The following is a 24685-nucleotide window of genomic DNA, read 5'->3' as shown; positions in this document are numbered from 1 at the left end:
AGCTCGACACTAGTGACCGATTACGTTCAAGTAAAGATCGCTGCCGCCCGGCTCAGACGTGGTCGAGAGCGCTCTCCGACAGCGCCCGCTGATAATCTGCCTTTCGAAGAGCAGCCGTGTCGTTCGGCGCGAGCTTGAGCGCCTTTGCAAGCGCGGTCAGCGCCCCGGCCTGATCACCCGCCGCAAGACGCACGCTCGCCTCGTGATTATGGCTCTGCGCGTCGCCCACATTCGCGGCGACGGCCTGACGCGCAAGGTCAAGCGCAACTTCAATCCTCCCCTGGCGGAGCGCGATGTCGCTCAACCGGCGAAGCGCGGCCACATCGGTCGGCCCGACCTCAACGGCCCTCCGAGCCGCCTGTTCGGCTGCTGCAAGATTGTCATAGACGAGGTGCAGCCCGGCCAGATGGTTGTATGCGGCAGGTTCCCGAGGCGAACGTTCAATCGCCTTCAGCGACCAGGCAAGCGCGCCGCGGATGTCGTTCCGTCGCGTCGCAACCTCACTAAGCCGATGCAGTGGCACGAGCGCCTGGGCAGGTGTTGTGGCAAGCTTGAGTGCCTGGAGATAAGCGGCTTCGGCTTCATCCAGCCGACCAGACGCCAGGTGAAGGTTGCCGAACTGCACAAAACCTATCGGGTCCGCCGGGAAGTCGCTGATGGCGCGCTCGGCCCAGTGAAACGCACCCTGTTCGTCACCCCGTCGGCCCAACACCTCACTCAACCGGCGGTGGAAGGCCGGGTTGCCGCCGGCGAACTCGGTTGCCTGGGTCAGCGCCGCTTCAGCGGCGTCATTGTCGCCACTTGCGAGTTCCAGAAGTGCTAGCTGGTTGTAGCTGTTCGGATCTCGCGGATCGGCATCGATCGCCTGCCGAAGCCAGGCGCGAGCGGCAGGCTTGTCACCACGTCGCTGCGCGACATCGGCAAGACGCCGCAGCAATTGAACATTGGCAGACGCTATTTCGGACGCTCGGCTGAGAACTTCGTGGGCTGCGTCCAGATTGCCGAGAGCAAGATGAAGCGTCGCCATATGGTTGTAGGCTACGAGGTCGCGTGGCCCAATGCCGATGGCACGATCGGCAAGGGCGAAAGCCTCCTCCTGGTTGCCGAGGCGCATCTTTAAGTCGCTCAGGCGCGTGAGCAGCCTGATGTCCAGGGGTACAAGTTCCACGGCGCGCGCCAGCACCGGCTCGGCTGCTTCGTTCTGACCCTTCTGCATCAGAACAGTCGCCTGGTGGACATGATTGTTTGGGTCGGCTGGGTTCACGCTGACGGCGCGCGCAGCCCACTCGAAGGCCGCCTCCGCTTCGCCCCGCCGCCAAGCAATGTCGCTTAGGCGGCGGCTATGGGCCGCAGTGCCAGGCGCAAGTTCATAGGCGCGTGTTGCCGCCGCGAGTGCCGGAACCAACTCGCCAAGCTGAAGATGAAACGATGCCACGGAGGCGTGGTTTTCCGCATCGAACGGACTAGCCGCGATGGCACGGGAAGCCCAGCCCATGGCCTCGTCCAATTGCCCGTTCTGCAGCGCGAAGGTGCTCAGCCGTCGCATCAACGGTGTAGCGTCGCTCGGCGTGGCAGACTGAGCGATTGCCGCCTCAAGCACCGCATAGGCATCATCGCGCTGGCCCTGGGCCAGATACAGATGAGCGAGCTGGATATGACCTCCCGGATCCTGCGGATGATCAGCAGTTGCTCGCTCGGCCCAGGCGATGGCGCCTGTCCTGTCACCGCGGCGCATGAGGACGTCGCTAAGCCGCCGTTTGTAGTATCCGTTTGCCTTGCCCAAACCGGCGGCGGCGCGAAGTGCTCCCTCGGCACCGGCAATATCGCCGCTCGCGAGAGCCAAGCTGGCTTCAAGGTCGTGGCTCGCTGGGTCGTCGGCGGCGCTCTCGCGTTCCCGTGCCGCCCAAACGCGCGCCGTGTCGATGTTGCCGCGGCCAAGTTGGAACTCCGCCATGCGCCGCAGGGCCAAGGGATTCCCGGGAGCCTTGTCGATGGCGGTCAGGATCGACGCTTCAGCACCTTCGAAATCACCGTAGCGCTGCTGCAGGGCGGCAAGGGAATGGTAGCTGCTGATGTCTTGGGGCCGCAGCAAGACCACACGCTCGGCAAGCGCAATCGCCTCGCTGCTCCGGCCCAGATGAGCCATGATCTCGGCCAGCAGCCGCAGATATCCCACATTCTCTGTATTGATTTCAACGGCCCGGGCTAAAAGCTCGCTTGCCTCCACGTGATGGCCCTGGCGCATGCGCAGTAGGCCGAGACAGGCGTAGTTCTCAGCATCGCCAGGGTCCGCCGCCAGCGCTTGCTCGGCCCAGGTGAGAGCCTCATCAGCCCGGCCCTCGCTCCAGCGCAGTTTGCTCATGCACCTGAGGAGCCCGGGGTGCTCCGGATTGAAATCGAGCGCCCAGCCCAGCAGACGCTCGGCCGTGGAGAAATCGCCGCTTTGCAAAAGCTCCGCCGTAGCGCGCAGGGTCGCCTGCGCGTTGGTGGGATCGATGCTCGGCCCGCTGAAGTCGTTCATCGCTCGGTTCGTTCCATCCCTGGATGAAGAAGGCGCGGTCGAAGTCCGTCGGGCTTGCGTGCGCGTTCGTGACGTTCACGCCGCCACAGCCTGAAGCCGGATCCTGTCAGGCATTCCGGCCTCGAACTGATCTTGATACCGCGCACGCGCAATGTCCATCGCGGCCGCCCAATCATCGGCCACCAGGCTGAGGCTTTCGGTGGACTGACTGCGCGAAACCTCCTCAGGCCGCCAGCCGATCGCCTTCTTGGACAAGGTATACACGACTGCGCGGGAAATGCGCTTGGTGAGCGCCCATTCCGCGGTCTGGGTCGCAACGCGTCGGGCTTCCTCCCCGATGCCGCCAGGCGGCGCCTCCCCCTCGGCCAGGAGGGCGTCCGCCATCTGCAGCACAGCTGGATAAGCAAGATTTATGAAAATCTGATGCGACTGCGGATAGAATTTGGCCGCGCGGCCTTCGAGAGCCCGCTCCTGGATCTGCTCTGGCGTGCGGAGACCAATGATCTCCGGAGGCCGTTCGAAGACCGGGGGCTTCGGCTTGGGCGGCGGCGCTTGCGGCGGCGGCTGCTGGTCGGCCTGGATGCCGGCAGGCTTCCGATTTACCTCGGTCGTCGGTGCCGGCCGTTCGGGCGCACCCGGCACCGGTGTCTGGGCCGTCGGCCGAACACCGAGCGAGGCGAGCAACGCCTTCAGCTCGTCGCCGATTTCGTCGAGATAATTTGCCTGCCCGGGGCCGAAGCTGCGGATGATCTCGGCGAGCCACGCTGGCATGTAGCTCCGGACCAGCGCGCTAAACTCAGTCAGATGCACCTGCCGTTGGTCATTGCCGCGGAAGCGCAGGAACTGCCGGTAGGCTTCGGGCCAAACAAGATAGTCGTGCGGAAGTTCCACGAAGACGGAGATGTATCTGGCGCCAAAGGGGATGCCGAAAATCGGCGCGTCCTGCAGCCAGCCGTGGCCGGTCCGGACATCGTAGAGTTCGTCTCGGTAGACGATCGCGCTGCGCGAGGCGGTGGTGGCGATGGCACCCTTGGCGGATTTAGTGTTCTCGCCCTCGGCTGGATCGTAATAATAATGTATCTTCACACCGCTTGGCGTGGTGCGGGTCTCGGTGCGGCCGAATTCGTCGCGCCGGTCGTCCAGGCCGATCATGGTGCGCGGCGCCGTCCCGCCCCAGATCTCGGGCATCAGGGTGAGACTGACACCACACGGCAGGCGAAAGAAACGATTTTCGAGATAGGCGTCCATCCAATCCGGTTCAGCCTTCAGGGTCGCGCCATAGGGCGCGGCGACGGTGTCCTGGTCGGCGCTGTTGCCGCCTAGCAGCACCTCCGTCCAATCAAGTGCAAGATCGTAATCACCGTCGGCTATGCAAGCCTCCGTTGCGTCGGCCACCTCCATCCGCTCGGGTCCGATGCGTAAGCGGCCATAGGTTCCCTCGCGGTAGCCCATCATTACTTCGCTGACCCGCCCCTTCACGCAGGAACGAAAGCGCAGCCCGTGACGGTTCGACGGGAGCGACGCGACCTTCGCTCCCATACCGAAGTTCTGATCAAGGCTGTTCTGCTTGCGTAGCGACGAGGCAAGGTCCGTGATCTGCAGCAATTCGGCCGCGTTGAGGCCGGGGCCGGTATTCCAGATGCATAGCTTGCGCGCGCCCTCATGCATGCGAGCCGATATGACGACCTTCCGCTGGCCCGGCAACGCATGGGCGGCAGCCTCCAGGCCGTTCATGACCAACTCTCGGATCATCATGGTCTTGGGGCAGCGCTCGATCATGCTTGAGACAAGGAAAGCCTCGTTGGCGACCTTGAGCGGCGCGATGACGGAACTATCGGACATTCTGGCTCCAGGTCTTTCAGCTGAGGGAATGCACGGCTCTAACGACGCTCAAGGTCTAGGTCTGCGTCCGGCTCCTTGCTGATTGGCATCAAATTCTGTTGCAGCGCAACAGATTTCATAGGGGCGGGACTATGCCAGGGTTTCTGCGGCCTCCGGTGAGCCCCAAACACCCCGACACCCCTCGCTTTTGCTCGTTCCGTAAATGCGGCTCCAACGGATAGCTCCGCAGGTGAACAGGTGCAGTCTAACTAGGGCCTGCCTCAAAAGGCTTGGCTTGATCGCGATTGGCTTGTAAGAAGCTTGCGACCGCCGGAAGTTTGCTCAAGGCATCTAGGTCGCCAGACTTCGGGATCGCCCGCCTCGTCCAGGACACGCCCGACCGGTGCAATCTGGCGGGTATTCCAATGCTCAGAGTGCAAGGGTCGATGCTTCTAGTCACGACAGAGTGCATTCCTACAATCGCACCACTTCCGATTTCAGTGCCGGGACATACAGTGACTCCCATTCCAAGCCAGATATGAGGTCGGATAATAACAGATTTATGTTCATTACATTTACTCATCGTTAGGAGATCAACTATCCCGTGCCCGTCCGATGTCCTCAGATTGACATCCCAGGAGACCATTGATCCGTCGCCTACGAAGATTCCAACTTTCGGCCCCTCAGCCCAGAAAGCGGCTCCACCAAACGATGTCTCCTCTCCAAGAAATATTCCGCACTCTTCAGTACGAAATACGGCAGCCACATTGCTCGAAGTCGGACAGCCTCCGGCAATGAAGATGTGCTTTGTTCCCTCGAAGACTATAGAACCCTTGATGCGACATTTAGGCGACAGAACAACGACATTCCCACCCAGCCCGATGCCACGAAGTTCCAAGTTTGCGCCCGCCATTGCAGGTTCTACATAGACCTCGCTATTTCCCCCGAGGCTGCCAGACACCCGTATTCCGAAGGTGGCTAGCGTACGTTTATCGTGAGTGTCGTCTGGATTGTATCGCGAGAAATTGCCCTTGGGTAAGGTGAAACCAGGTAGATCCAAATTTCCCAGACGTTCGAAAGCAGGGTGACATTTAATTCTTTGTACTAGCTGCTCTTCCACAATCCACTTCCTTGAATCGAGTTTCTGTCCGTCAAGAACGCTTGCATCAGTTTGCGACTAATTCCACCTCATTACCACGACAGATCAAGTCAGTCGATCTGGTTCCAGAATTAGAGGGCTATTATCTGCGCCTGACAAGACGATCCCCTCGCGTAAGCCCGGTCTTATCCTGATTAAGTCAATTCACAGCAATCGGCCGGGCCATAATCATCCACGCGAAGCTGACTAGGCTGGATGAGGATGATCAGGTAACGACTATAGCCGCATCTGTTGAGGCGTTGTAACTATGTCGCTCTAGTTGCTGACGCGGCGACGCTCCGCGGCGAGCCGGCTAATCGGCCCTACGATCTTCCTGATATCAATCCCGGTGTTGAGCGGCGCCACAGAAGGATCGTTCAGGGTGCCGCCGCTTCGCGCGCAAAGTGCGGCAGTATGACAGAACTGCGCGACCTGGACAGCATTGCCCAGTTCCCCATAGGCGTAGAAATTCTGGAACTCGGAAACGCTCGCCCCGTAGCGCAGGACATCCTCCGCGCGGTTCCAGGTGTCGATGGCCATCGTGATCGCGCCCCTCTCATACTGCAGGAAGCCGGAGATCGAAATGCCGATGAGGATGTTCGTCAGCGCCTGCGGCCACCTCTTGAGGTCAAGGAAGTAATTGACGATATCGCTGAAATGAGTGAGCGCACGCTCATCGTTTCCGGCCTGGAACGCGAGGTAACCCGCCACAAGCCGCAGCGACGTATGCCAGCGCAAAAAAAGACCACGGGGGATCTCTGGGGTCTCCCCCAAGAGCCTGTTTATCGCGGTGAGGATGATGCTTCGCTGGTGCTCCGCCGGAGGCTCGCCTTCGAGAAGCCGATAGCCCAGAACGCAGGCGGCCGCCGCGGCCAGCACATAGTTGCCCTCGCTGCGCGACAAAGCATGGAGGGAGAGTTGCGTGATCGTTGCCGCATCGCCTATCCGGGTGGAAGGTGTCTGCACCAGCCGGTAGAAATCGGCTTCTGTCCTGATCTGTATCAGCGACAGCTTGTCGTTTGTCTTCGTCACCGGGAGTGGCGTTATGACCGTGTTGCCATCGAAGGCGTAGTATTTCATGTCGGGCGCGAAAATCGGCGGAATGATGCCCAAGGGAATGTCCGCACGAAAGCCGCAGAAAAGAGCGTCTGGTCCGAAGCCCCGCAGCAGATCACTGCGGTTGGAGTTCGGTTTGAGAACGATGGAACCCACAGCGGATTTAACGATGAGCCCGGCAGCCGGCCGCGAGGTCGCTCTTTCCAAAGCCCACCCCGTGAACCACCCGCCGGCGGCGCTTATGGAGGTCTCGTCGATGGCGCCGATGTGGTGGCCGGGATCCTCTTTGAGAGCGTGAGTGTTGATCTGAGCGTCCAGAACTTGGGCATCGGCTTGTGAGAGCATGATTACGTTATGCCTGTGGACGGTCTTTTACGACGCGATATGACGCACGACATCGATGCCAATCTCCTCCCCTGCCAACACTTTTGACCTGTCGGCTTTTGGGGTCGCGCGTCAAACAATCTTCGGTCGAGCGTTCATTCGTCGCCGATCACGAAAAAGCTCAGGTTCTTCCAAGTTCTCCTTGTTATCAAGCCCTATTTGGGTCTGTTTGCGGATGCGGCGCATCGCGCAGTCGCCAAGGAATACGGTGGCGCGTGCTCCGATCAACTTCACGGAACGATCTTCCGGACATCTGGAAAGGGCGCCGGAGTGTCAGGCCTTCACCGGCAGTTGAGGGTCGCTCTCAATCTAGGCAAGTGCCGCAAGCGGGGCCGTGACCGCTGCTTTTGACGCCTGCCATATCGAGTGGCTGCGGCGACAGATCTCGAGCCATACTTCCAGGGACGGGTCGGTCGTAGAGGTGCGGTCGAAGTAGCCGACCATAAGCCCCGGCTCCACCACGCGAACGGAACCGGGCGGGTGGCCGGGCACGGCGATCCGGGCAACCACCAGCGTGTTCGGCCCATAGGCCGACACCGCTTGCCACAGCGGCATCAACTGCTCGTCCGTGATCGGCTCGACGGCCTTGTACAGAAAGATCTTCTCGGCGGCGCGGAGGTCGTCGAGGAGCTTGGCGCGAAGGTACTGCAGGCGTTTGCAGAACTTCGGCAACAGCTCCTCGGGTGTCGCCTGCGAAGGCAGAATGAATGTATGCATCAGCATGGAGTATCGCGTGTCCTTGGTCCGATAGTCGGAATCAAGAACGATGCGCGTGTTCTCCGGCAGGCCGACGCCGTCCAGCTGGTTGTTCAACGCGTCGGCAAGAACGTCAGGCTCGGTCGCGGTCCAGCGCAGCAAGCTCAGCGGCTCGGCGCCAAAATGTCGTTGCACGATGCCGAACTCACAGTTGTAGCCGAGTGACTCGAACGACATGAACAGCGCGCGAGGCTCGATCTCCGCAGCCTCTCCTGGCTTGGTGCCGGCCGTTCCGACAAGCGTCAGGTTGGTGCCGGCGAAGTGGCCGAGCATGCCCGCGAGATCGGCCTTGTCATGGAGCAGCGCCCTCATGGCAGCGTCATTGGCGGCGGCTGCAAAGGCACGGTTACCCGAATGATTTCTGTGGCCGGCGCGCCAGCGTGTCTCTGCCGCTGCCCAATCCCCGAGGTCCACCGCCTGGCGTGCGAAGGCGATCGCGGTTGCAGCATCGGCTGGAAAGCGCGCGTCAAGTTCGGCGAGCAACGTATCAGCGCGTTCCCCGTTTCCCGATCGGGTCAGCGCCTCGGCGTAACCGATCCCCGCGGAGGGGATGTGCGGCACGAGGTTGAAGGCCTGCTCCCAGCGCGCCAGCGCGGTCGCATGGTTCTTCATCCGCGAGGCGCAACGGGCTGCCTCCAGCACAAGCTCCCCATCCCCGGGGAACAGCTTCGCGCCGGCCAGGGCGACCAACTCGGCTTCCTCAAAGGCTTTGAGACGGAAAAGCGCTCGGGCTTCGAGCAAGTAGGCGACGCGGGCATCGGGGAACTTGACGCGGACGCCGCGCCAACGACGCCAAGCCTGGGTCCAGTCCTGCCCTTGGCTCGCCAGGGAAGCCGCATTTGTCAGCAACTCGCCATCGTCGGGAAACCGGCGCAGTGCCTCCCCCAGTAGTGCATCGGCCCCAGCAACGTCGCCGCCCTCGCGCAAGGCGTTGGCCCCCTGCACGTAGCCGAGCTTGCCATCCCGCACGTGTTCACGCACGGCCTGCCAGCGCAGCGCGGCGGCTTGCCAGCGGCGTGCGTGATGCGCCGTCCACGCGTGATTGACGAGCAGCGCCGCATCGGCGGGGAAGCGGTCCAGGCCCTCCATGGCGAGAGCGTCGGCGGCATTATGCTGACCGAGCTTCTGGTGGACCTGGACCGCGGCCGACCAGCCCACCGGTTTGGTGCGGACGACGACCCTGACCAGCGCCCAACGTTCGAGCGCCTCCGCATGGTCGCCGTTTTGATGTGCGACCCAGGCGGCACAGGTCAGCAGGCTCGGGTGGTCGGGGAACGTCCTGATGGCGTCGACGAGCGTCTTTTCAGCATCGTGGAACCGGCGGGCGCGGCGATGGTCTTCGGCAATGGCAAGCGCAGTTGCGGCGTCAGCTGGTGCGGTGATGGGCTGATCGCCCTGCCGCGCGGTCGTCTTGGGAATGGTCGTTCCGTCCGCAGCCATGCCGATATTTTCCGATGTTGAGCGCGCCACGCTTGTCGACGATGACCCTCAAGCCTTCGCATGCGACGGCTGCTCAACGCCTCGGGAGCAAGACTAACGTATTCCCGTACATCCCTGCAACGACTTTACCGTTTCGCCGTGCACTCCAAAACCGGTTTCGATGCGGAAAACATGCCTGCGACCATGGAGTTCGCGGCGCTCTACCGTCGGAAATCTTTACTTGAGTGAAAATATCGTCGGTTGACGAGCCGCCGAAGACAATGCGGATCTGGAAGTCTAAGCCGGACTAGAAGCCCCAGGCGACGGTTCGCGAGTTGCCCTGGCGAAGATTACGGAACCGGGCCATCGCCATCAGCGGGAAAAATAGCCGGTAGCCGTGATACCGGAGATAGAAGACGCGGGGGAAACCGACCGCGTTGTACGGCATCTCCTCCCACTCGCCGTCCACCTTCTGCTGGGACGCGAGCCAAGCGACACCACGCATGACAGCGGCATGGTCCGCCTCCCCGGCCGCCATCAGACCCAGAATGGCCCATGCCGTCTGCGAGGGCAGGCTCTCGGTGTATTCGCCAGGCGGCGCCCCCTCGTAGCTGGCGCAGTCCTCGCCCCAGCCGCCCTCGGGCCGCTGCTTCTCGACCAGCCAATCGACCGCCCGCCGCACCATCGGGTCGTCAGGCGAGACGGCGGCGGCATTCAGCGCGCAGAGCACCGACCAGGTGCCGTAGATGTAGTTCGTGCCCCAGCGGCCGAACCAGCAGCCTTCCGCCTCCTGATCCTGGCGGAGATACGCGATCGCCCGGGCGATGACCGGGGCGTCCTCGACGTGGCCAAGCTGGGCCAGGAAGGAGACGCAACGCGCCGTCACGTCGGCCGTCGGCGGATCGAGCAAGGCGCCATGATCCGCAAACGGGATGTGGTTGAGGTATTCGTGGTTGTTGTCGGCGTCGAAGGCGCCCCAGCCGCCGTTGCGGCTCTGCATGCCGATGATCCAGTGCCGGGCCCGCTCGACCGCATCCGCGTGAGCCGGATCGCCGTTCCGGTGCAGCAGCATCGCCACCACCGCGGTGTCGTCCACATCCGGGTAGTGGTCGTTATTGAACTGGAAGGCCCAGCCGCCGGGAGGGATGTCCGGCTTGATCTCCGCCCAGTCGCCCCGGACCTCGGTGATCTGGCGCTCGACGAGCCAGGCCGCCGCGCGCTCCACGTCGGCGACGCCCAGCCCCGGTCCGGGACCCTGCGCCTCGGCCATCGCGTGCCCTGCGAGGCCGGTGTCCCAGATCGGCGAGAAACAGGGCTGGCAATAGGCTTCCTCGTCCTTGACGGTGACAAGGTTCCGCACCGACTGCCAGGCGATCGCCGCCTGCGGGTGGTCCGGCGAGTATCCCAGCACGTCGTACATCATCACGGAATTGGCCATCGCCGGGTAGATCGCGCCGAGGCCGTCCTCGCCGTTGAGGCGCTCGCCCACCCAGCGCACCGCCTCTTCGATGTGCTTCTGGCGGCGCTCCTTGGAGAAGCGAGGCTCGGCCTTCTGCATGACGGCGTCCACCGTCTTGAAGAAGCGGCCCCAGCCGTTGCGATACGGCCCCCTGATCCAGTCGGTGATGAGGTCCGGCGGTGTCGCGAAAAGCTCCCGCACGGTAGCGCCGCGCGGGTTCCGTGCCTGGGGCTTCAGCGCCATGAGCACGAGCAGCGGCACGACGACGGTGCGCGACCAGTAGCTGATCTTGAGCAGATGGAAGGGGAACCATTTCGGCAGCCCCATGATCTCGACCGGCATCACCGGCACGGCGCGCCACGGCACTTCGCCGAACAGCGCCAGCTGGATGCGGGTGAAGACATTGGCTCGTTCCGCGCCGCCCGCCGACAAGATCGCCTTACGCGCCCGCGCCATGTGCGGGGCAGCGGGATCGTCCCCGATCGCCTTCAGCGCGAAGTAAGCCTTGACGCTTGCCGAGAGGTTGAAAGCCCCACCATGATAGAGCGGCCAACCGCCGTGCTCGCCCTGGATGCGGCGCAGATAGACCCCGATCTTGGGCTGCAGCTCGTTGTCTATCCGGTCGAGGTAGTGCTCGAGCAACACGTACTCGGCGGGGATCGTGGCATCCGCCTCAAGCTCGAACACCCAATGCCCGTCCGGCTGCTGGTGGCCCCGCAACGCCTGCTCCGCCCGGTCGATGGCGGCTTCGAGGTCGTCGCTGGCGAGCGCGGTGTCCAAGTTCATGTCGTGCGGCATCGTCGCCTTATACATGCCTCAAGAGAAAGCGGGCTGCGGACTCTCCCGAGCGTATGCTGCCCTCGATCGTGGCTGGCAAGCCGGTCCCCGTCCAGTCGCCCGCGAGCACGAGGTTGGCAAGCCCCGCGCCGTCCACCGCTGGCCTGCGTTTTTGCTGCGCTGCGGTAGCGGCAAACGTCGCCCGCTTCTCGCGAACCACCCGGAAGCTTGGCATGGCCTCGGGTAATGACGGACAGGCGGCACGCACGTCGGGCCAGACCTGGGCCGCGAGCGTCTCCGCCGACACATCGGCCAGCCGGTTGGCGGCGCTGATGGTCACCGAGACAATGCCGGGCTTGATGAATACCCATTCGGCGACCCCGCCCACGACGCCCACGAACGGCGCATCCCCCTCCGGGGCATCGGCGAGGTAGTGCAGGTTGAGGATCGATTCGAAGGCATCCGGCACCGCAAGCCCGGGCAAGACACCAGCGGCGACGGGCGCCGGCACGGCGAGCACGACACTGTCGTGCGGATCAAGGGGAACCGGCCCATCGCTGAAGTTCAGCACGGAGACGTGATCGCCGGCCCGTTCGAGGGCCAGCATCCGGCGGCCGAATCGCACATCCGCCCCACGCTCGCGAAGCCAGTTGACCGCGGGGTCGATGAAGCTTTCGGAAAGGCCCTCGCGCGGCACGAGTGGCCGGCAGGCGGCGCCACCCGCGCCCAGGGTCTGCGCCACCACCGCCTGCATGAGCGACGCGAGCCCCTCGTCGGGCGCTGTATTCAAAGCCGCGATGGCGAGCGGCTCCAGCAGTCGCCGGTAGAGCGGTCCGGCCCCGCCGAGCGCCTCCGCCACGGTGCCATGGGCTCCACGAAGCCGAAGGAGCGCCAGATAGTCCCGCCAGCCAGTGCCGGGCACACGCCGCTTGCGATCGAAGATCCAGAAGGGGAGCCGCCCGGGGTCGAGCCGCAGCACCCAGCGGGCACCGTCCGCGCGGTCGATGAAGGGAAAGACAGGTGCGGCCGGACCGACCATGCTGTCGCGCGCGCCGATGCGGTCGAGGTAGCGCATGGCGGCGGCATTGCCGGAAAGCAGCAGGTGGTTGCCGTTGTCGATCCGGCAGCCAAGTTCGCGATCGAAGTAGGAGCGGCAGCGACCGCCCGCCGCCGGGCCAGCCTCGTGAACCGTGACCGCGCGCCCGGCCTCGACCAGCGCCATCGCCGCCGACAGCCCCGCCAGCCCGGCGCCGATGACATGAACGCGCCCTCGGGAAGCGCTCAAGCCGTCATCATCCTGAAGCCGAACCAGGCCTTCTGCCAGGCCGGAAGTCGCACCCGTTGCTCGGGGTGACGGAAGCCGGACTTCTCCATGCGGGCGAGCAAGGCGCGATAGGGCGCGGCCATCATCCGCGCCGGCTTCATTGCCCGCGGGTCGCAGGCGGCCATAGCCTCCTCGGCACCGCGATAGTGGTCGCGCGCCAGTGCCGCCAGACGTTCGCAGAGGCGCGGCAAGCCGGGAGATTTCAGTGCCGCGAGCGGGTTGGGCGGCACGCCCTCCTCCGCCAGCCACTCGCGCGGAAGATAGAGGCGGGAGCGCTCGGCATCCTCGCCGATGTCGCGCAGAATGTTGGTGAGCTGCAGCGCCCGCCCCAGGCAATAGGCGACGCGGTCGGCGGCCATGGAAGCATCCCCGAACGCCCGCACCGAGAGCCGCCCCACGGCGCTCGCCACACGGTCGCAGTAGAGGTCGAGCGTCGCCAGCGGGGGCGCGACAATCTCGCGTTCGGCATCCATCTGCATGCCGTCGATCACCGCCAGAAAATCCTTGCCGCGAAGATCGTATTTCCGCGTCGAAAGCAGCAGCAGGCGGGTGAGGCCATCGTCGGCGCGCCCCTCGGCCAGGGCCGCGATCCGGTCGCGCCAGCCGTCGAGCGCCTCACGTTTGGCTACGAGAGAGCCGGGCTCGTCGGCGATATCGTCGACCACGCGGCAGAAGGCATAGATGGAGTAGACGGCGGCGCGCCGGTCCGGCGGCAACATACGCATGCCATAGTAGAAGGACGAGCCGGACCGCTTCACAAGCCCCTCGACGAATTCGAGATCGGCCGGCAGCGCGCCCAGCGGCGGCTGCGGGAGCTTCGCCAGGCTCATAGGGCGTGGACCAGCGAGCCGAGCAGCGCGCGAACGGCGTCGGTCTTGGTGAGCTTCACCCGCATCGCCAATGGATCGCCCCGCCGCAGCCGCGTGGTGAGCCGGCGGGCGAGGCTCGCGATGACGCCGGTCTCGATCCGCAGACGGCGGTCCCGGACCAGGCGCGGCAGCGCGGCCGCCTCGGCATTGAGCGCGTCGCAACGATCCAGCAGCGCGTCGAAGACACGGCGCAGGCCGGGCGTCTCGGCCTTGCCCGACACGGCGGTGACATCCGTTCCCGAGGCGCTCATGAGGTCCTGCGGCAGGTAGCAGCGGTCGAGGTCATGCAGATCCTTCTGGCAATCCTGGAGATGGTTGAGCACCTGAAGCGCCGCGCAGAGCGCATCCGAGGGCGCGTGCGTCGCGGGCGATTCGCCGTGCACGTCGAGAACGTAGCGCCCGACCGGCATGGCGGAGACGCGGCAGTAGTCGAGCAGTTCATCCCAGTTCGCGTAGCGGTTCTTGGTCGCGTCCCGGCGGAAGGCGATGAGCAGGTCGGTGGCATGCCGCGGATCGACGCCGGTTTCGGCCAAGCTCGCGCGGAGGCCGGCGGCGCTGGGCGACCCGCCTTCCCGATGCCCCAGCAGCACGGCCTCCATGTGGTCGAGACGGGCAATCTTCTCGGCGGGCGGCAGGATGGGGCTGTCGCCGATGTCGTCGGCGTTGCGGGCGAAGGCGTAATAGGCATGGACGTGGCGGCGGAGATCGGGGCGGATGATGACGCCGACGGGAAAGTTCTCGTCGCCGCGACCCTTGCCGGACCAGCTTTCGACGTTTTCAGTGTCGGCAGCGGCGCTAGCGCTCATGATTGACCATCGGCATAGACCCGGTTCTTCCACATAACGCTCCGTCCGCGCATGTGGTTGAGCGCAGAGCCGACCGTCGCTGCCATGTAGAACAGGGCGATGAGCGGGAGGAAGAGGGCCCAGACCGGCGAGAGCCGGTAGCGGCGCAGGCTCGGCAGGAAGCTTGCCGCCATCAGCACCCAGGCAGCGAGCCCGAACCAGCGTGTTAACCCGTGGCCGAGGGTGGCGGCGGCCGGCGGCAGCAGCCAGACCACCAGCATGCCGAGCACGGTGCCGGCGAGCTTCACCGGCGAGAAGCCAAGCTGCACATAGGCGGTGCGGGCGACCATCGCCCAGATGTCGCGGAACTCCGGATAGAGGCGGATCGAGCGCGCGCGCGTGGTATGGCCGAGCCAGATGCGCCCGCCGCTGCGCTTGACCGCGGTGCCGAGGGCCACGTCGTCGATCAGAGCACCCCTCACCGCGGCAATGCCGCCGATCCGGTCGAGCGCACGGCGGCGGATGAGCACGGTGCCGCCGGCAGCACCCGCCATCCGGTGGCGAGGGTCCGCCACCTGCGCGAACGGGTAGAGAAGCTGGAAGAAGTAGACGAAGGCCGGCACCAGCGCCCGCTCGGCGAAGCTCTCGCAATGCAGCAGCACCATCTCGGAAACGAGGTCGAGATCCTCGGCCTCGGCGCGGGCCACCAGCCGGGCGAGATGGTCCGGCTCATGGGTGATGTCGGCATCCGTCAGCAGCACGAGATCGGCGGTGGTGGCGGCCAGACCCTGGCTCACCGCCCAGAGCTTGCCGCTCCAGCCGGGTGGCTTGGGAGCGCCGGGCACGATGGTCAGCGGATGCGGCGCACCCTCGGCGGCAGCCCGCGCCAGATCGGCCGTGCCGTCGGTGCTGCCGTCATCGACCAATATGATGCGGACGTTAGGCATCGCCTGCCGCGTCAGCGATCCGATCGCGGCGGCGATGGAGGGCGCCTCGTCCCGCGCCGGCACGACGACATCGACAGGCGGTAGCGTCAGGCCCTCCGGCACCGGCGGCAGGATCGGCCCCGACTGCCAGTAGCGGCCGTGAAAGAGGATCAGCCCGCACCAGACGAGCAGCGCGAGCACCGTGAGGATCGTCATGCCTTGAGGTAGCCGTGCGTCTCGAACCAAGTGAGAGCGTCCCGCACCGCCTCGCGCGCCGGGCGATACGTGTAGCCGAGATCCGCCTCCGCCTTGGCGGATGAGAAATACATCATCTTGCGCGCCATCTTGAGGTGATCGCGGGTCAGGCGCGGCTCCTTCCCCGTCACCCGCGCCACCTGTTCGGCGACGACCGCCGCCGGCATGAGGGGGCCGATCGGCAGCTTGAACCGGCGAACCGGCTTTCCGGTCACCTCATCCACCAGCCCCAGCACCTCGGCCATCGAGATATTCTCGCCGCCGAGAATGTAGCGCTCGCCGATCGTCCCGCGCTCGAGCGCCAGCAGATGGCCCTCGGCGCAATCATCGACATGCACGACGCTGAGGCCGGTATCGACGAACGCCGGCATCCGGCCGGTCGCCGCGTCGCGGATCATGACCCCCGTAGGCGTCGGCTTCACGTCGCCCGGTCCGACCGGCGCCGCAGGGTTGACGATGACGACAGGAATGCCCTCGTCGGACAGCCGCAGCGCCACCTGCTCCGCCAGAAACTTGGACTTCTTGTAGGTCCCGACGACCTTGTCGTAGGTGATGGGCGTCTTCTCGTCGGCCGGCGGCGCGCCCCGTGGCGCCAGGCCAAGGGCCGCCACGCTGCTCGTGTAGACGATACGCTCCACACCCGCCGCATGAGCCAGGCGCAGAAGGGTCTCGGTGGCGCGGACGTTGGTCGCGATCATGGCCTCGGGCTCCGGCACCCAAATACGATAATCTGCCGCAACATGAAAGACGTAGCGGCAATCCTTGACGCCATGTGTCAGCGACACGGCATCGTTGAGGTCGCCCTCCACCAACTCTGCCTCCAGCCCCGCCAGATGCTTGCGTTCGCTGGCGCGGCGCACGAGGAGCCGCAGGGAAAAGCCCCTGAGGGCCAGGGCGCGGGCGACGGCGGCGCCGACGAAGCCGGTGGCGCCGGTGACGAAGGCGAGATTTGCGCGGGCCAATGGCCTCTCCTGCGGCAGTTACAGTCTGTAGCGAATTGGCGAGCCGAAGCGGCGCCGGTATAGAAGCCTTCGTCCCTAGACGCCGGTTCAACCTTGAAGCGGTCATGCTCTATGGGCGCAAGCTCTGATCCGGGACAAAAGCCGTGAACAGCATCGTGCCCGCGCCGGCCTGGGGCTTCTGCCCTTAGCCATGAAGCGCCTCTCCGTCGCCTTCATGCTGGCCGGCATTCTGCTCGCCATCCTCATGGTCTTCGTGTTCGGGGCGCATCATGTGCTGGCGGCGCTGTTGTCGGTGGGGTGGCGCGGCTTCTCCCTGATGGTGGCGACCCAACTCGCGGTCACGCTGCTGCTGGCCCTCGCCTGGTTCATCATCCTGCCGGAAGGCCACTTCCGCACCTACCCTATCCTCTACTGGGGCCGTCTCGTGCGGGAAGGCGGCGGCCGCTTCCTGCCCTTCCTGCCTGTGGGCGGCTTCGTCATGGGTGCTCGCGCGGTTTCGCTGGCGGGCATGTCCAAACCACTCGCCGCGGCCTCGACCTTGGTCGACGTGGCGGCCGAGTTCGCCGCGGAAGTGCTTTTCGCAGCGCTCGGCCTTGTCGTGCTGGTGGTATGGCAGCCGCATTCGAGCCTCATCCTGCCGATCGGCGCGGGCATCGCGGTTGCCGGGCTTGCGGCCGTTACCTTCATTTCCTTGCCTGGCCCGGGCACCCGGGTGCTGCAGAAACTGGTGGCGCGCATCGGCGCGGGAGAATCCGGGGTGCCCGCCGGCCGGATCGCCTTGGGTCCGCTCGATCGCATGGCCGGCCAGTTCGACGCCATCTACGAACGCAAGACCGCCATCGTCGCCGCCGTGCTATGCCACTTCATCGGGTGGCTGGGCTCGGCCGGAAGCTCTTGGCTCGCCTACCATCTGCTCGGCGCGCCGATCACACCCACGCAGGCACTGGGGATCGAGGCGTTGCTCCGGGCCGCGTTGAGCATGACCTTCTTCGTGCCCGGCGCCGCGGGCGTGCAGGAGGCCGCGTATGCCGGCCTCGGCGCCATATTTGGATTGCCTGCGGATATTTCCGTTGCGGTGTCGCTTCTCACCCGCGCGCGCGATCTCGTCATCGGGCTTCCGGCCCTGCTGATCTGGCAATGGCTCGAGTTCCACGCCCTCCGCCGCGACCGGCGGGCGCTCCAGAGGCTGGAAGACGCTTCCTCCAACCTGGGTCCTCGCGGTTAGGGACGCTCGCGACGGCACTGGCGCTTGCGGCGGTCAACTGGCTCGGCATCGCCTGGCTGTCAGGTTGCCGTAAGCTTGGCCTGCCACAAGACCTTCAGGCGGCCAGCGGTCGAGGCAGCACATCATCTTCATGGGGCGTAAAGCACCCGCGGCATTCTCGCTGGCAGTGGCCGGTCCAGCTTGCGACGGGTTGATGCGGCGAGACACCGCGCGGTCTCCGCTGCCGTGCCGAAACAATCTTGTGTCTCAACTAAATCATCATCACGGGTAGCAAGCATGCGACATCCTTCCGAGATCGTGGACGACGGCACGCGCATGTCGTCGATGATACCAGCATCCGCGATGTTGCAGGCTGGGAGAGGCATCCAGCCGTGGCGCGATCAGGCTTTCGGCGTGTTGCGCATCGTCTTCGGGATCGTTTGGGCGATTGACGCCCAATTCAAATGGCGGCCCGCATTTCAGACGGGCCTGCCGACCTATCTCAGTGGTGCGCTTGACGGGCAGCCGCCGCTCGTGAAGGCGTGGATCGGGTTCTGGATCAACATCATCGAGGTTAATCCGCACGTCTTCGCAACCATCGTCGCACTGAGCGAGTCTGCGCTCGCCTTCGCGTTGATCTTCGGCATCTTCACCAATATGGCCGCGCTGGGGGGCGTGTTGCTGACGCTTACGATCTGGTCGACGGCCGAAGGCTTCGGTGGACCCTACAAGGCCGGCTCAACCGATATCGGAACCGCCATCATCTACGCCTTCGTTTTCATCGCCCTGTTCCTGGCGCAGGCCGGTCTGCAGTTCGGAACGGATCGTTTCCTTACGCCGCTCCTCGGCCGCTGGGGCTGGCTCGCCTCCGGTCGCTTAGCGCCTCGCAGGCGCGCAGAGGCCGGATGACGCTTCCTCGCATGCCGGCCGCGCCCGTAAGCAAGTCACGTTACAGAATGGCTACAAAACGAGCGCTTATACTTGGTCATAAGTGATGCCACATATGACAAATGGGAAACGCTTACATCAATCGCGTCTCGACGTCCGTTCCGGCTCACGACGTGCACGAGACGTTCGTGCGCTTCGCAGACAGCCTGCTGGAGGACCCACGCCACCAGAAAGTGTTCCGCCGCATGGCGGACCGCTCCGAGATCCATCACCGGTATTCGACGCTCGCGCCGGCGACCGACCCCACCGGTGCTTCCATCGACGCCGCCGCCATCTTCGCGCGCGGCAACTTCCCGTCTTCCGGCACCCGCATGGGTCTCTATGAGCAGGCGGCGCTGCCGCTGGCGCTAGAGGCCGCCGGCGGCCTCGACATCGCTGGGAGGCGTGACGACATCACGCATCTGATCGTGACCACCTGCACCGGCTTTTACGCGCCCGGGCTGGACATGCAGATCGCGGCGACCCTCGGCTTACGGTCGTCCGTCGAGCGCACCATGGTGGCCTTCATGGGCTGCTACGCAGCCTTCAACGCCCTCAAGCTCGCGCGCCACATCGTGCGGTCGGAACCCGACGCGCAGGTCCTTGTGGTCAATCTGGAGCTTTGCACCCTCCATCTGCAGGAGACGCAGGATCTGGAGAAGGTGCTCTCGTTTCTCGTCTTCGCGGATGGTTGCGCCGCTTCCCTCGTGACCTCGGAGCCTGAGGGGCTCGCACTCGAGCGTTTCCACGCGGCCCTGATCCCGTCCAGCGAAGGGCTGATAACCTGGCGCGTCGGCGACCAGGGGTTCGACATGCACCTGTCCGGCCGCGTTCCGGCGACGATCGGCGAAGGGCTGGCAGTTGCCGCTCCGCTGATCCTGGACGGCGTGGCGGTCGAGGCGATCGACCTGTGGGCGGTCCATCCTGGCGGACGGTCGGTGCTGGATGCGGTGCAGGGAGGGCTTAACCTGCCGCAGGGGGCGCTGGCGGAGTCGCGGTCGGTGCTCAGCGACTATGGCAACATGTCCTCCGCCACCATCATGTTCGTGCTGGACCGGATGATCCGCGCCAAACAGCCAGGCGCGCGCGGCTGCGCGATGGGCTTCGGTCCCGGCCTCGTCGCCGAGACGATGCTGTTCGAGACGGTTTAATCGATGCTCCAGGCCGAGGTCGCGGTCATCGGCGGCGGACTGGCGGGGGCTGGTTTCGCCAGCCTCCTCGCCACGGCTGGCCGCGAGGTGCTCGTGGTCGAACGTGAGGCCGGGCCGCACGACAAGGTTTGTGGCGAGTTCCTCAGCCGTGAGGCGGTGCTTTATCTGTCCGCTCTCGGCATCGACCTGAAGGCGCTGGGCGGGCTGCCGATCGAGAGGCTCGGCCTTTCGGCCGGTAAAGCCTCCGTCGTGACCCGCCTGCCCTTCCAGGCCATGAGCCTGTCCCGCCGGGTTCTCGACGAGGCCGTGCTGTCGCGAGCCGCCGCATGCGGCGCCCGGATCCTGCGCGGGCGGAGGGTGGTGGCGGCCCAGCCTTCGGGAGACGGGATGCGGCTGCGTCTGGAGGATGGCGTCGAGGTGCAGGCGGCGACAGCCGTGCTTGCGACCGGCAAGCACGACCTCCGAGGGCATCCGCGTCCCCCGGGCCGCCAGAACGACCTCATCGGCTTCAAGATGATGTTCAGGTTGGCGCCCCGTCAGGCCGCCGCGCTCAGCCGGCGGGTGGAACTCATGCTGTTTGCCGGAGGATATGCGGGGCTGCAGCCGGTGGAGGGCGACCGTGCCAATCTCTGCCTGCTGGTGCGGCGCGACCGGTTCGCGGCGGCTGGCCGCAGCTGGCAAGGTCTGCTGGCTGCCATCGGCGAAGAAACTCCGGCACTCGCGGAGCGCCTCGAGGGTGCGTCGTCCGCCTGGGCCAGGCCGCTCTCCGTCGCCGGTCTGCCCTACGGGCTCGTAGTCCGGGCTCCCGATCCCGATGGTTCTGACCTGGGACGATTTTGGCGCCTCGGCGATCAGGCCGCCGTCATTCCATCCTTTTCCGGGGACGGCATGTCGATCGCGCTGCACAGCGCCGCTTTGGCCGCGTCGGCCTATCTGGCCGGCCAAGGCGTCGGGCGCTTCCAGGCGCAACTCGCGAGCGACGTTGGCGCTCAGGTGTCACGGGCGACGTGGCTATCGCGGGTCTTCGTCCATTCACGGCCCCAGCACGGATTGCTCGCGGCTGCGAGGCTCATCCCGGCCGCGATCAGGCTCGGCACTGTCCTGACCCGCGTCCCGGAGAACAGGCTCGCGAACGTCGTCGGCTAGTTCAGGCTGCTGCGCAGACGCCGCATCGCCGCACGCGCGAGGTCGGCGTCCTTGCCGGGCGGAATCAGCGCCACGACGCGCCCCATGCACCTCACTGCGGCTGCCATCTGGTCGAGCCTCTGATTGAGCACGACGGCCTCCTGCCACAGCCCGATGTCGCCCGGCGCGATGCGCAGCATATCCTCGACGCAGCGGAGCGCACCGGCAGTATCGCCACCCTGCTCGCGGCGGAAGGCGATGTTCCGCTGCAGCCGGACCAGCACGTCGCGCTTGCTCATCCGGCCCGAGAGACGCGGCATCAGCTCGCCTTGGGACGTCGCCCGCGGCCTGTGCGTCTCGTCGACGCGCGAAATCATGGCGTCGAGATCCTCGATGTTGAGGATCTTGCCGCCGGAGAAGACATCGAGGATCGCCTGCCCGTCGTCGCCATCGAGGCCGAGGATGAAATGGCCGGGGAAGTTGATGCCGTAGCAATCCCACCCCGCCACTTCCGCGCAGTGCAGCCAGATCACGCCGAGGCCGATCGGCATGCCGCGCCGGCGTTCGGTCACGCGTATCAGATTGACGTTCCGCAGGTCGTCGTAGGTGTCGCGGTCGCCGCTGTAGTCGTGCCTGCAGCCGAGCATGGCCGACATGGCCTCGCCCTGGTCATGCGCGCTGGCGCCGGCCCACTGGGTCAGCTCCGCCGCCTCGCGCGCAAGCACACTCAGATGAGCCCTCGCACCACGCCAGTCGGCGCCCGGCGCGTCGAGCCGGGCAAAGAGAAGCGCCGTCTCCGCCAAGGCTATTTCTTCGTCCGGCAAGCTTCCGACAGCATCGAGAGCGTTGCGAATGGCGACCTCGGGGTGATTGCCGTTCTCTTCCGGAGCGGCGGTCGGATCAGGTTGGTCAGGCAGGGCCGTTCTCCTCGAAGCAAGTATCCGCCCCGTCGTCCGGTGCGTTGAGAGTTTGCCGGGTCATAGTGGCAGGGGAGCGCTTTTGATGCGCTCCATGGCGAAGCGGCTGGTGACGTTGCGCAGGGGGAGCGCGGCGATCAGCCGCCTGTAGAAGGCGTCATAGGCGCTGATATCTGAGACGACGACATGCAGAAGGTAGTCCACATCGCCGCCCATCCGCCATGTATCCACGATTTCGGGGGTTTGGTCCACCAGTGCCGCGAAACGGCCGAGCCAATCCGCCGAATGATCCGCGGTTTCGACCGAGACGAACACGGAGACGGGCAGACCGAGCGCCTGCTGGTCCAGCACCGCGATGCGCGCGCGGATGACGCCGTCCTTCTCCAGCCGGCGGATGCGTTTCCAGCATGGGGTCGGGGTGAGATGCACTTCCGCCGCGATCTCAGCCAGAGAGAGCGAGGCGTCACGCGCAATCAACCGGAGGATCGCCCGGTCTGTCTCGTCCATGGGCACGGCTGCTGACATGATTGCCTGAGGAAATCCGGTTCAGAGGAAGAGGCACGGAAATCCGCCCCCGTTGCAAATCATTCCAACAGAGGATGGGCGCAGGGCAAAGGATTTTCCGCGTGCGGCCAAGCGGGCAAGCCGCGCAAGTCCGGACAGCCCCGCAGCTGTCTGAGGTTCAGGCGAACGCAGGCTTCAGCTGGAGACCGTGAGTTCCGAAGGCGCCCGCAGCGTCAGCGACAGCGCATGAAGGCCCTCGGCGAACTCACCGGCGAGCGCGTCATTGACGGCACGGGAGCGCGCGACGCGGTTCATGCCTTCGAAGGCCGCAGACGCCATCCGGACGTTGAAATGCGTCTCTCCGCCGGCCCCGGCCCCGGCGTGCCCGGCGTGGCGGGCGCTGTCGTCCTCGACCTCCAGGCGCTGCGGCGTGAAGGCTTCCGTGAGAATGCCGACGATGCGGGACTGCCTGCTCATGAGGCAAATCCTGAGCGGAACCGCGCCCTATTTCAAGCATCATCGGCGGTCGCCAGACGTGCGCGCGCGGGATTGCCAAGCGCCCCGCCCGGCGACCATATATCGCCTCATGACATCACGACGCGTCACCCGAGTTCGGGCCTACGCGCCCGACCCGGACGCGCCGGGCCGGCCGTGCGACATGCCCAATTGCCCCAATATGGGATGCTACCGCGCCCCGCGGTCCCGGACTTCCCTGAACGATTATCTTTGGCTCTGCCTGGACCATGTCCGGGCCTACAACGCCAGCTGGGACTATTACAAGGATATGACGCCGGGCCAGATCGAGCAGGAGCTGAGGGCCGATGCGTCCTGGCAACGGCCGACCTGGCGGCTGGGGACGAATGGTGGCCCCAAGGTTCCCGATGAGGCCGTTCTGCGCGATCCGCTGCTCAACCTCGGCGGACGCCGGCCGAACCGGCCGGACCCTTCGGAACAGGCGCCCGCGGAACTTCGCCAGCCGCTCGACGTGCTGGGGCTGAGCTGGCCGGTCAGCATGGACACGGTGAAGGCCCGCTACAAGGCGCTGGCAAAGAAGCATCACCCCGACACGAATGGTGGTGGAGATGCCGCCGATGCGCGGATCAAGGCCATCAACATCGCCTATTCGACGCTCAAGACCCTCTGGCCGGCGGACGAGCGGCAGATGGCTCGTTCGTGACACCGAAACATGGGCCAGTTCGCCCTCGCGGCGGCGCCGCGCGACGCCTATATGATAGTCTTCAGGTCTCAGGGGCGGCCCGCGTCTTGCGAGGCGTAATCCCCCGCTCATCCGACAGCAGCATGACAGGACGTTCTTTTCGATGATGAATGGCGCCAATTCCGGGATCGCGGTCAGCAGAGGTACGGGGACGCCGGACACGACGGTCAGCGTCCGCGACGTCTTCGGCCTCAAATCCGACCTCACCGCGCCGGCCTTCAGCGAACGCTCGGACCATGTGCCGCAGATCGACCCGACCTACCAGTTCGATCATGATACGACGCTCGCGATCTTGGCCGGCTTCGCCTTCAACCGGCGCGTGATGATCCAGGGCTATCATGGAACCGGCAAGTCGACCCACATCGAGCAGGTCGCCGCCCGGCTGAACTGGCCATGCCTGCGGATCAATCTCGACAGCCACATCAGCCGCATCGATCTCATCGGCAAGGACGCCATCGTCCTGAAGGACGGCCAGCAGGTCACCGAGTTCCGCGAAGGCATCCTGCCCTGGGCGCTGCAGCACCCCTGCGCCCTCGTCTTCGACGAATACGATGCAGGGCGGCCGGACGTGATGTTCGTGATCCAGCGGGTGCTCGAAGTCGAGGGCCGGCTCACCCTGCTCGACCAGAACCGCGTCATCCATCCGCATCCGGCCTTCCGCCTGTTCGCGACCGCGAACACTGTCGGATTGGGCGACACGACCGGCCTCTATCACGGCACCCAGCAGATCAACCAGGGGCAGATGGATCGCTGGAACATCGTCGCGACCCTCAACTACCTGCCGCACGGCCAGGAAACGGCGATCGTGATGGCCAAGCTCGGCATCGACCCGAAGGATGGTCCCGGCCGCCGCCGCGTCGAGAGCATGGTGGCGCTGGCCGATCTGACGCGGGCGGGCTTCATCGCGGGCGACATCTCCACGGTCATGTCGCCACGAACCGTGATCACCTGGGCCGAGAACGACCGCATCTTCAACGACCTCAACTTCGCGTTCCGCCTCACCTTCCTCAACAAGTGCGACGAGGCGGAGCGGGCGACGGTCGCGGAATACTACCAGCGCTGCTTCAACGAGGAGCTGTCGACCGGCGGCCTTCGCCGGGCGAGCTAAGGGTCGAACGCAGTGAGCGGGACTAAGGACGGCAACGAACGGAGTGAGGCCTTCAAGCGCGCGACTGCCGGCGCGGTGCGC

General features: G+C 65.3%; 19 protein-coding genes. 6 read left to right on the top strand and 13 right to left on the bottom strand.

From position 1 onward, the window contains the following. Positions 1-52 precede the first annotated feature (52 nt). The 10 genes from ACOEQ1_RS04640 to hpnA all read right to left on the bottom strand — a co-directional run bounded on the left by ACOEQ1_RS04640 (position 53) and on the right by hpnA (position 16452). A complete protein-coding gene (locus tag ACOEQ1_RS04640; RefSeq protein ID WP_419758048.1) occupies positions 53-2521 on the bottom strand; it encodes a tetratricopeptide repeat protein in 2469 nt (822 codons plus the stop codon). A 75-nt stretch (positions 2522-2596) separates the two neighbouring features. Further along, the gene (locus ACOEQ1_RS04635) at positions 2597-4363 is read right to left on the bottom strand and encodes an ATP-binding protein (protein WP_419758047.1); all 1767 of its coding nucleotides are present in this window, start codon (positions 4361-4363) and stop codon (positions 2597-2599) included. A 1393-nt stretch (positions 4364-5756) separates the two neighbouring features. Continuing rightward, positions 5757-6881 (bottom strand): hypothetical protein, encoded by a 1125-nt coding sequence (locus ACOEQ1_RS04630; protein WP_419758046.1) that lies wholly within the window; start codon positions 6879-6881, stop codon positions 5757-5759. Between the two features lie 348 nt (positions 6882-7229). Further along, positions 7230-9116, bottom strand: a complete 1887-nt coding sequence (locus tag ACOEQ1_RS04625) for a tetratricopeptide repeat protein (protein ID WP_419758045.1) — start codon at positions 9114-9116, stop codon at positions 7230-7232. A 286-nt stretch (positions 9117-9402) separates the two neighbouring features. Next, the gene (shc, locus tag ACOEQ1_RS04620; protein WP_419758044.1) at positions 9403-11340 is read right to left on the bottom strand and encodes a squalene--hopene cyclase; all 1938 of its coding nucleotides are present in this window, start codon (positions 11338-11340) and stop codon (positions 9403-9405) included. A 19-nt stretch (positions 11341-11359) separates the two neighbouring features. Continuing rightward, complete coding sequence (hpnE, locus tag ACOEQ1_RS04615; RefSeq protein ID WP_419758043.1) at positions 11360-12616, bottom strand: hydroxysqualene dehydroxylase HpnE; 1257 nt, start codon at positions 12614-12616, stop codon at positions 11360-11362. After that, entirely contained in the window at positions 12613-13485 is an 873-nt protein-coding gene (gene hpnD, locus ACOEQ1_RS04610; protein WP_419758042.1) for a presqualene diphosphate synthase HpnD, read from the bottom strand. Before hpnD ends, hpnE begins: the two co-directional genes overlap by 4 nt. Then, positions 13482-14330, bottom strand: a complete 849-nt coding sequence (hpnC, locus tag ACOEQ1_RS04605; protein WP_419758041.1) for a squalene synthase HpnC — start codon at positions 14328-14330, stop codon at positions 13482-13484. The genes hpnD and hpnC overlap by 4 nt, the downstream gene beginning before the upstream one ends. Beyond that, on the bottom strand, positions 14327-15451 hold the full coding sequence (locus ACOEQ1_RS04600) for a glycosyltransferase (protein WP_419758040.1): 1125 nt from the start codon (positions 15449-15451) through the stop codon (positions 14327-14329). The genes hpnC and ACOEQ1_RS04600 overlap by 4 nt, the downstream gene beginning before the upstream one ends. Next, entirely contained in the window at positions 15448-16452 is a 1005-nt protein-coding gene (gene hpnA / locus ACOEQ1_RS04595; RefSeq protein WP_419758039.1) for a hopanoid-associated sugar epimerase, read from the bottom strand. The genes ACOEQ1_RS04600 and hpnA overlap by 4 nt, the downstream gene beginning before the upstream one ends. Before the next feature lie 190 nt (positions 16453-16642). Between hpnA and ACOEQ1_RS04590 the strand changes: the two genes are divergently transcribed. From ACOEQ1_RS04590 to ACOEQ1_RS04575, 4 genes are all read left to right on the top strand, one after another. Next, positions 16643-17677 carry a lysylphosphatidylglycerol synthase domain-containing protein gene (locus tag ACOEQ1_RS04590; RefSeq protein WP_419758038.1) on the top strand — a complete coding sequence of 345 codons (1035 nt, stop codon included), beginning with the start codon at positions 16643-16645 and terminating at the stop codon, positions 17675-17677. A gap of 276 nt (positions 17678-17953) precedes the next feature. Then, a complete protein-coding gene (locus tag ACOEQ1_RS04585) occupies positions 17954-18565 on the top strand; it encodes a hypothetical protein (RefSeq protein ID WP_419758037.1) in 612 nt (203 codons plus the stop codon). A 101-nt stretch (positions 18566-18666) separates the two neighbouring features. Further along, on the top strand, positions 18667-19734 hold the full coding sequence (locus tag ACOEQ1_RS04580) for a type III polyketide synthase (RefSeq protein WP_419758036.1): 1068 nt from the start codon (positions 18667-18669) through the stop codon (positions 19732-19734). 3 nt (positions 19735-19737) lie between these two features. After that, positions 19738-20880, top strand: coding sequence for an NAD(P)/FAD-dependent oxidoreductase (locus ACOEQ1_RS04575; RefSeq protein WP_419758035.1), 1143 nt, complete (start codon positions 19738-19740; stop codon positions 20878-20880). On the opposite strand, the gene ACOEQ1_RS04570 is transcribed toward ACOEQ1_RS04575, so the two are convergent. The 3 genes from ACOEQ1_RS04570 to ACOEQ1_RS04560 all read right to left on the bottom strand — a co-directional run bounded on the left by ACOEQ1_RS04570 (position 20877) and on the right by ACOEQ1_RS04560 (position 22757). Further along, the gene (locus ACOEQ1_RS04570; protein WP_419758034.1) at positions 20877-21662 is read right to left on the bottom strand and encodes a SirB1 family protein; all 786 of its coding nucleotides are present in this window, start codon (positions 21660-21662) and stop codon (positions 20877-20879) included. The two genes, ACOEQ1_RS04575 and ACOEQ1_RS04570, sit on opposite strands and share 4 nt — an antisense overlap. 174 nt (positions 21663-21836) lie before the next feature. After that, a complete protein-coding gene (locus ACOEQ1_RS04565) occupies positions 21837-22283 on the bottom strand; it encodes an Lrp/AsnC family transcriptional regulator (protein ID WP_419758033.1) in 447 nt (148 codons plus the stop codon). A 192-nt stretch (positions 22284-22475) separates the two neighbouring features. After that, positions 22476-22757: a BolA family protein gene (locus ACOEQ1_RS04560; RefSeq protein WP_419758032.1), complete on the bottom strand. Its 282-nt coding sequence runs from the start codon at positions 22755-22757 to the stop codon at positions 22476-22478. 109 nt (positions 22758-22866) lie between these two features. Between ACOEQ1_RS04560 and ACOEQ1_RS04555 the strand changes: the two genes are divergently transcribed. Together ACOEQ1_RS04555 and cobS are read left to right on the top strand one after the other, a co-directional pair. Next, on the top strand, positions 22867-23457 hold the full coding sequence (locus ACOEQ1_RS04555; protein ID WP_419758031.1) for a J domain-containing protein: 591 nt from the start codon (positions 22867-22869) through the stop codon (positions 23455-23457). A gap of 142 nt (positions 23458-23599) precedes the next feature. Beyond that, positions 23600-24604 (top strand): cobaltochelatase subunit CobS, encoded by a 1005-nt coding sequence (cobS, locus tag ACOEQ1_RS04550; RefSeq protein WP_419758030.1) that lies wholly within the window; start codon positions 23600-23602, stop codon positions 24602-24604. Positions 24605-24685 lie beyond the last annotated feature (81 nt).

It is taken from the genome of Acidisoma sp. (assembly GCF_965199065.1).
In the GTDB taxonomy this organism is placed as follows: Bacteria; Pseudomonadota; Alphaproteobacteria; order Acetobacterales; family Acetobacteraceae; genus Acidisoma.
The sequence above is the reverse complement of the archived record's forward strand: the minus strand, read 5'-3'. Positions and strand labels throughout refer to the sequence as shown.